7 protein-coding genes are annotated in these 7583 nt (G+C 69.9%); 3 read left to right on the top strand and 4 right to left on the bottom strand.

Features of this window, described 5'->3' with window-relative positions:
• Position 1 precedes the first annotated feature (1 nt).
• Positions 2-796: an ABC transporter ATP-binding protein gene (locus H0523_RS25190; RefSeq protein WP_054431669.1), complete on the top strand. Its 795-nt coding sequence runs from the start codon at positions 2-4 to the stop codon at positions 794-796.
• A 93-nt stretch (positions 797-889) separates the two neighbouring features.
• On the opposite strand, the gene H0523_RS25195 is transcribed toward H0523_RS25190, so the two are convergent.
• From H0523_RS25195 to H0523_RS25210, 4 genes are all read right to left on the bottom strand, one after another.
• Entirely contained in the window at positions 890-1594 is a 705-nt protein-coding gene (locus H0523_RS25195; RefSeq protein WP_082380539.1) for an aspartate/glutamate racemase family protein, read from the bottom strand.
• A gap of 28 nt (positions 1595-1622) precedes the next feature.
• Positions 1623-2873 carry an NAD(P)/FAD-dependent oxidoreductase gene (locus tag H0523_RS25200; RefSeq protein ID WP_054431668.1) on the bottom strand — a complete coding sequence of 417 codons (1251 nt, stop codon included), beginning with the start codon at positions 2871-2873 and terminating at the stop codon, positions 1623-1625.
• A 147-nt stretch (positions 2874-3020) separates the two neighbouring features.
• On the bottom strand, positions 3021-4658 hold the full coding sequence (locus tag H0523_RS25205; protein ID WP_054431667.1) for an NAD(P)-binding protein: 1638 nt from the start codon (positions 4656-4658) through the stop codon (positions 3021-3023).
• Positions 4658-6169: a polyamine aminopropyltransferase gene (locus H0523_RS25210; RefSeq protein WP_054431666.1), complete on the bottom strand. Its 1512-nt coding sequence runs from the start codon at positions 6167-6169 to the stop codon at positions 4658-4660. Before H0523_RS25210 ends, H0523_RS25205 begins: the two co-directional genes overlap by 1 nt.
• Positions 6170-6267: 98 nt before the next feature.
• Between H0523_RS25210 and H0523_RS25215 the strand changes: the two genes are divergently transcribed.
• Together H0523_RS25215 and H0523_RS25220 are read left to right on the top strand one after the other, a co-directional pair.
• Positions 6268-6654, top strand: a complete 387-nt coding sequence (locus H0523_RS25215) for a DUF350 domain-containing protein (protein WP_006390571.1) — start codon at positions 6268-6270, stop codon at positions 6652-6654.
• Positions 6655-6698: 44 nt separating this feature from the next.
• The coding region (locus H0523_RS25220) for an SPFH domain-containing protein (RefSeq protein ID WP_180180187.1) at positions 6699-7583 on the top strand (885 nt) is incomplete at its 3' end.

Raw genomic sequence — 7583 nt, forward strand, 5'->3', positions numbered from 1 at the left:
TATGTTGTCCGCAAAAGACCTCAAGATCACTTTCAACGCCGGCACGCCGATCGAAACGCGCGCGCTGCGCGGGTTGTCGCTGGACATTCCCTCGGGCCAGTTCGTCACCGTCATCGGTTCCAACGGCGCCGGCAAATCGACCTTCCTGAACGCCGTCTCGGGCGACCTGCCGGTCGATTCGGGCCGCATCGAGATCGACGGCGCCGATGTCACGCGCCAGCCGGTGTGGGGCCGCGCCTCGCGCGTGGCGCGCGTGTTCCAGGATCCGATGGCCGGCACCTGCGAAGACCTGACCATCGAAGAGAACATGGCGCTGGCGCAGTTGCGCGGCGCGCGCCGCGGCTATGGCCGCGCGGTCAAGGCCTCGATGAAGGAAGGTTTTCGCGAACGCCTGGCCACGCTGGGCCTGGGCCTGGAAAACCGCCTGACCGACCGCATCGGCCTGCTCTCGGGCGGCCAGCGCCAGGCCGTGAGCCTACTGATGGCGGCGCTGCAGCCGTCGCGCATCCTGCTGCTGGACGAGCACACCGCCGCGCTCGACCCGCGCACCGCCGACTTCGTGCTGCAGCTGACGGCGCGCATCGTGGCCGAAAGCAAGCTGACCACCATGATGGTCACGCACAGCATGCGCCAGGCGCTCGACGTGGGCGACCGCACCGTGATGCTGCACCAGGGCCAGGTGGTGCTGGACGTGTCGGGCGACGAACGCCGCGGCATGGACGTGCCGGACCTGCTGGCCATGTTCGAGCGCGTGCGCGGCGAAAAGCTGTCGGACGACGCCTTGCTGCTGGGCTGACCGGATGATCCGGCCGCCACGGGCGGCTGGCGCAAGACCCGGCGCGGATCCCCTGGATCGCGCCGGGTTTTTTCATGGCGGCGCGTGGCGCGGTCAGGCCGCCCGCGCGCGCCAGGCGCGCAGCAGCAGCGTCTCGATGTCGTGCACCGGCAGGCCGGTGGCGCGCGCCACGGCCTCGCGATACGGCGGCATGTTGGTGCATTCGAGCACGATGTCGGTCAGGTCCGGGGCGCGCCGCGCCAGCCGTTCGGCGGCCTCGACCACGTCGCGCTCGACCCGCGCCAGATCCATGTCCGGCGCGTTCTCCAGGATGCGTGCCTGCATCTCGCAACCGGGCGCCAGTCCTTCGACCACGGCGTTGGCGGGCACGCCGGCCGCGTCCAGCAAGGCGCGGTCGAGCGAGGCGGCGTCGAAGGTGACGATGCCCACCCGCGCCAGGCCGCGGCATTGCAGCAGGCTGGACGACACCACCGGCACCGGCACGGCGGCCTGCAGGGCGTCCTGGTAGCGCGCCAGGAACCCGCAACTGGTGGAGATCAGCGCGGCGCCGTCGCGCGCCAGACCCACCGCGGCATCGATGAACGGTTGCAGGAAGGCCGGGTCGGCCTCCTGCACGATCTTGCGCGGCGAGGCGCCCGGCACCGTGACGAAGCGCGCCGGGATGCCGGCGCGGGCGTAGGTCTCGGGGTTGCCGACGTCGCCGGGCGGGCGCGGGAAGCGCGTGTCCAGCATCAGCAGGCCGAGAAAGGCGGCGGGGGCCGTGGGCGCGGCCGGGACGGTTGCATCGTTCGTGGCCACGCAAGGCTCCTGTGAATGTCGATACGCCCTAGATGAACCGTTCCGGACGGAATGCGCCATGGCGGCTGGCCGCGCCGCCGTCGGTCATCAATTCACCTAGTATCTGCGCGGTTCCTGGCGCCGTGCTGAAACCGATGTGCTGGTGGCCCAGCGCCAGCCACAGGCCCGGATGGCGCGGCGCCTGGCCGATCATCGGGCGGCTGTCCGGCAGCGTCGGGCGCCGGCCCAGCCAGGCCTGCGGGTCCAGCCGCTCGCCCAGGCCGATCGCCTCGCGCGCCCGCGCCTCGGCCAGGTCCAGCTGCGCGGGGCGGGCGGGCGCGTCGCAGTCGTCCAGCTCGACGCCGGTGGTCAGCCGCAGGCCGCGCGCCATCGGCGACAGCACGTAGCCGCCGCCGGTGTCGTAGATGGGACGGCCCAGCGCCGGGCCGTCGGCGGCGCCGTAATGCATGTGATAACCGCGCTCGAACGCCAGCGGCAGGTCGATGCCGGTGGTCTTGAGCAGGGCCTTGGACCACGGGCCCAGCGCCACCACCAGGTCGGGCGCGGCCAGCGTTTGCGTGCCGGCGTCGCCCTGCACGATCCAGCCGCGCCCGCCGTCGCGGCGGATGGCGGCGGCCCGCAGCGTGCGGAAGGCGCCGCCCGAGCGCTGGAACAGGTCGGCGTAGGCCGCGGTCACGGCGCCGGGATCGTCCACCGAATACGAGCCCTGGATCCACAGCGCGCGCGGGAAGATCGGCGCCAGGGCGGGTTCCAGCCGCGCCAGGTCGGCGGCATCCAGCGCCTGGGTCGGCACCTGGTGGCGGGCGTAGGCCTCGCGCGCCAGGGCGCCGCCCTGCCACGCCTGTTCGCTGCGGAACAGGAAGATCCAGCCGCTGTCGCGCAGGCGCCGGCGCGCGCCGGCCGCGTCCAGCAGGCGCAGGTGTTCTGCGGCGGAGCGCCGGATCAGGCCGTCGAGCGCCGCCGTGGTCTCGCGGAACACCGATGGCCGGGCGCGCGCCAGGAAGCCCGCCGCCCAGCCCAGGTTGCGGGCCAGGTACGCGGCGCGGTAGCGGAATTGGACGGTGTCATTGCGCAGCAGCCGGGGCAGCTGGCGCCACAGGCCGGGATGGTTGAAGGGCATGAGGGAGCTGCGGGCCAGGACGCCGGCATTGCCGGATGAGGTTTCCTGGCCGGGATCCTGGCGGTCGACCAGGGTGACGTCCATGCCGCGCCGCTGCAGTTCCAGCGCGCAGCAGACGCCGACGATGCCGGCGCCGAGCACTATGACTTGCTTTCCCATCGTCGCTGTCGCTACTTGAGTCGGTACGGAATCAAGGGGGGGGGTAAGCGGCCGATTGTAGGGCAGCGGGCAGGCGCCAGCGAGAGCGGGCAATCCATGATTGCGGCACCGCGCCGGGCGGCCGCCAGGCGGGTGTGCCGTCGCCGGTCAGGCCGGCGGCCGCTGCCCCAGGATGCGGCCGGCCGCCACCACGCCCCACCATGCGGCCTCTTCGAACACCGAGTAGCCGGACAGGTCGGCATGGGCGAACAGCACCGGTCCGTCGACCTCGCGCAACGCCGCCAGGCCGGCGTTCGACAGGTAGCCGCAATAGGGCGAGGCCATGGCATGGCCGCGCACCGTGATCTCCAGCTGGCGGGCGCGGCGCCAGAACTCGTCGCCATAGGCGGCGACCAGGTCGGCGGCGGCCTCGTCGCGCAGCGCCTCGGGGCGGGCGTCGGCCAGCCATTGGCGCGCGGCCTGCGGCGTCTGGCTGCTGAGCGCGTGGTAGGCGGTGAACACCGTGCGCGGCGAGCGCGCCACGCGCAGCAGCTGGTGGGTCGAGACCACGTAGCCCAGGGCCTGGCCCTGGTAGACCACGTTGTCCCACGACAGCGGCTCGCCCGGCGCCTCGCGCGGATAGCCATCCATGACGAAGTTCGACACCAGCCACGGCGCGTGCGGCGAGGCGTGCGTGGCCGGATCGTAGCCGTAGGCGCGGATGTCCGGCAGGATGCGCTGCGCCACGAACAAGGGCATGGCGCAGACCGCGCGTTGCGCCTCCAGTGTGTAGACGCTGGCGGCCGCGCCCGGGGCGAGGCAATCGATGCGCGGGCCGGCGGCGCTTTCGCGCAGCCGCGCGGCGATGCCGGGCAGCAGCCAGCCGCCGTGGCCCAGGCGCGTGCTGATGGCGTCGCGCAGCCGCTGCGCCAGCGGCGCCAGGCCGCCCGGCCAGGTCAGCACCGCGCCTTCGTTGGCGTTGGCGGCATGGCCGTCGCGGCTGGCGAAGTAGTGCAGGCCGGCCCAGGCCGAGACCCGGTCGTACGGTGCGCCGTAGTCGTCGCGGCAGCAGTAGTTCAGGTACCAGTGCAGCGCGGGCGAGGTGTAGCCCTCGCGCTCCAGCCATTGCTTGAAGGTCAGCGCGTCCAGCGCGCGCCAGGCCGGGTCGCGCGAGGACAGCGCGATCGGGATGCAGAAGACCTTGCGGCCGTCGTTGCCGGTCGCGCCGTGCAGCCGGTCGACCCGCGCCAGGAACTGGCGATGCTGTTCGATATCGGCCTCGGGCAGCCCGTGCATCGGCAAGAGGCCGTCTTCCCAGCGGCCGTCGCGCAGCAGGCGTTCCTGCGGCGAGTGCGCCAGGAGGGCTTCGTCGTAATAGGGCCGCTCGCCGAAGGCGTCGCGTTCGGCGATGCCGAAGTCGCCCAGCATCTCGCGCACATGGGTGGACTGCATCGACGGCAGCGGCAGGTAGTGCGCGCCGAGCGGATAGTCCAGGCCGTCGCGCGCGCCGGCGGCGGCGTTGCCGCCGTACTCGGGGCCCTCGACCACGACGAAATCGGTAAAGCCCTCGCGCGCCAGTTTCCAGGCGCACGACAGCCCGGCCACGCCGGACCCCAGGATCGCCACCTGGCAGCGGCGGCTGCTCGAGGACGGCGGCAAGGCCGCGCCGTCGCGCAGCGCGTGGCCGGCCTGCATGCCGGGATAGCGCACCTCCGGCGTGGTCTCGATCACGCGCGAACGGTAGTAGCCCGCCGTGCCCGCGACGGCGGCGGTGGCCGCGCCCAGCAGGAAGGTGCGGCGGCGCATCAGCGGATGACCCTGCGCCAGTCCTCGTCGAAGTAGCGCACGAGCGACTGTTCGTTCAGGCGGTTCGGCGGCATGGCCAGCGCCGGCATGTCGGCGGGAAAGTGGAACAGCTCGCGCAGCGTGGCCGGGTCGAGGTAGCGGGTGGGCACGGTGACGGCATCCGGCGGCGTATAGTCGCGGCGCTTGCCGGCCAGGATGAAGCCCCAGTCGCCGAACGAGGGCACGTAGGCGTGGTACGGCCAGGTGTTCAGGCCGGCTTCCTTGAGCGTGGCGTCCACGCTCCAGAACGAGCGCGGCGCGAAGTAGGGCGAGGTCGACTGGATCACCATGTAGCCGTTCTCGGCCAGGTGCCGCGCCATCAGGTGGTAGACCGGCACCGAGTACAGCCGCCCCAGGCCGAAGTTGGACGGATCCGGAAAATCGACCACGATGAAGTCGTAGACCTCGGCGTGGCTTTCGAGCCAGCGCCCGGCGTCGTCGTTGATGACGGTGACGCGCGGATCGGTCAGCGAGCCCTGGTTCAGTTTCGTCAGCGGTTCGGAGCGCGAGAACAGGCCGGTCATGGCCGGATCCAGGTCGACCAGCGTGACGTGCTCGACCTGCTTGTACTTGAGGATCTCGCGCACCGCCAGGCCGTCGCCGCCGCCCAGCACCAATACGTTGCGGGCCCACGGCAGGGCCTGCAGGCCCGGGATCACCAGCGACTCGTGATAGCGGTGTTCGTCGCGCGACGAGAATTGCAGGTTGCCGTTGATGTACAGCCGCAGGTCGTCATGCCAGCGCGTCACGATCAGGCGCTGGTAGGGCGTGGTCTCGGCGTGCACCACGTCGTCGCCGTACAGGCCTTTCTCGGCCCAGGCCGTCATCTGGCCGGAAAACAGGAAGCCCAGCGCCAGCAGGCCCAGCACCACGCCGCCGCGCACGGCCCGTTCCGCCGGCCGCCGGATCTCGTGGCGGAACAGCCAGGTGGTCCACAGCGCCACGCTGGCGTTGAGCATGCCGAACAGGAAGCCGGTGCGCAGCAGGCCCAGCTTGGGCGCCAGCAGCAGCGGAAAGATCAGCGACACGGCCAGCGCGCCGAGGTAATCGAAGGTCAGCACGCGGCTGACGATCTCGCGGAACTCGGCCTTGCGCTGGTTGAACACCCGCATCACCAGCGGGATCTCCATGCCCACCATCAATCCGATGATGAATACGCCGACATACAGCGCCGCGCGGAAGGGCGCCGACAGCCAGGCGAAAACCAGGAACAGGACGGCGGCGGAAACCCCGCCCAATAATGCGACGGCCAGCTCGACATCGATGAACCGATTCAAAACGTCGTCGTCTTTTACATATTTTGACAACCACGATCCGATGCCCATCGCGAACAGATAGCAGCCGATGACGGACGAGAACTGGAGAATGGAATCGCCCAGCAGATAGCTGGCGAGCGCGCTGCTGATGAGCTCATAGCCCAGGCCGCAGGACGCGACGATCAATACCGACAGGATGAGGACGCGGTCGCGCATGGGGGTTCCGACGCTGAAAATGCGTTCGCAGTATATCGAAAGCGCCGTATATACTGCGCGCAATTAGGGGCCTGAAGGGGGCGAATATGGGAGAAGCAATGCATCCGGCCGTGACCTATCTGATCTACATCGTCTCGGCGTTGGTGATGCTGGGCATTTTCACCGCGGTCTACACCACGGTGACGCGCTACAAGGAATTCGAGCTGATCCGCCAGGGCAATATCGCCGCGGTGCTGTCGTACGGCGGCGCGCTGGTGGGCTTTTCCTTCACCCTCTGCTCCAGCATCGCCATCCATGCCAGCTTCGTCATGTTCCTGGTCTGGGGCGTGGCCGCCATGGTGGTGCAACTGGTGGTCTATGCCGTGGTGGCGCGCGCCATCCGCGGCCTGAACGAAGCCATCGAGGAAAACAACATCGCCATGGGCGGCCTGATCGGATCGATCTCGCTGGCCGCCGGCGTGGTCAACGCCGCCTGCCTCACCTGAGCCGACGGGCGCGTTGATTCGTATCTGACACAGGAGAACTAGCCATGAGTCTCGGTTCATTTATCCGCAAGCAGTTTATCGACATCCTGCAATGGAACGAGGACGGCGACGGCGTGCTGGCCTGGCGTCATCCGATGCAGGATTTCGAAATCCAGTACGGCGCCAGCCTGACCGTGCGCGAGTCGCAGATGGCGGTGTTCGTCAACGAAGGCAAGGTGGCCGACGTGTTCGGCCCCGGCATGTACAAGCTGACGACCCAGACCCTGCCGGTGCTGACGTACCTGAAGAACTGGGACAAGCTGTTCGAATCGCCCTTCAAGTCGGACGTGATCTTCTTCAGCACCCGCCTGCAGCTGGGCCGGCGCTGGGGCACGGCCCAGCCGGTGACGCTGCGCGACAGCGAATTCGGCATGGTGCGGCTGCGCGCCTTCGGCGTGTATTCGTACCAGATCACCGATCCGGCCAAGTTCTACCGCGAGATCAGCGGCACGCGCGACGTCTACACCGTCGACGACCTGGAAGCGCAGCTGCGCAACATGGTGGTCGCGGCCATGACCACCGCGCTCGGCGGCTCAAAGGTGCCGTTCCTGGACATCGCCGGCAACCAGGGCCTGATGTCGCAGAGCATCGGCGAGCAGCTCGGCCCGGTGTTCGACCGCTATGGCGTCAAGCTCGACAACTTCACGGTCGAGAACGTGTCGCTGCCGGAAGAACTGCAGAAGGCGCTGGACACGCGGATCTCGATGGGCATGGCCGGCGACCTGGGCAAGTTCACCCAGTACCAGACCGCCACCTCGATCCCGCTGGCGGCGCAGAACGAGGGCGGCATCGCCGGCATCGGCGCGGGCCTGGCGGCCGGCGCGGCGCTGGGCCAGACCATGGCGGCCGGACTGGGCGTGGCCCCGGGCCAGCCGGCGGCGGGCGCCGTG

The sequence above is a fragment of the Achromobacter insuavis genome (genome assembly GCF_902859645.1).
Classification (GTDB): domain Bacteria; phylum Pseudomonadota; class Gammaproteobacteria; order Burkholderiales; family Burkholderiaceae_B; genus Achromobacter; species Achromobacter insuavis.

Bases quoted from the DNA above. Each gene is read 5' to 3' on its own strand.
- H0523_RS25200 (WP_054431668.1), bottom strand. From the start codon at position 2,873: ATGGGAAAGCAAGTCATAGTGCTCGGCGCCGGCATCGTCGGCGTCTGC.
- H0523_RS25215 (WP_006390571.1), top strand. From the start codon at position 6,268: ATGCATCCGGCCGTGACCTATCTGATCTACATCGTCTCGGCGTTGGTG.
- H0523_RS25190 (WP_054431669.1), top strand. From the start codon at position 2: ATGTTGTCCGCAAAAGACCTCAAGATCACTTTCAACGCCGGCACGCCG.
- H0523_RS25210 (WP_054431666.1), bottom strand. From the start codon at position 6,169: ATGCGCGACCGCGTCCTCATCCTGTCGGTATTGATCGTCGCGTCCTGC.
- H0523_RS25205 (WP_054431667.1), bottom strand. From the start codon at position 4,658: ATGCGCCGCCGCACCTTCCTGCTGGGCGCGGCCACCGCCGCCGTCGCG.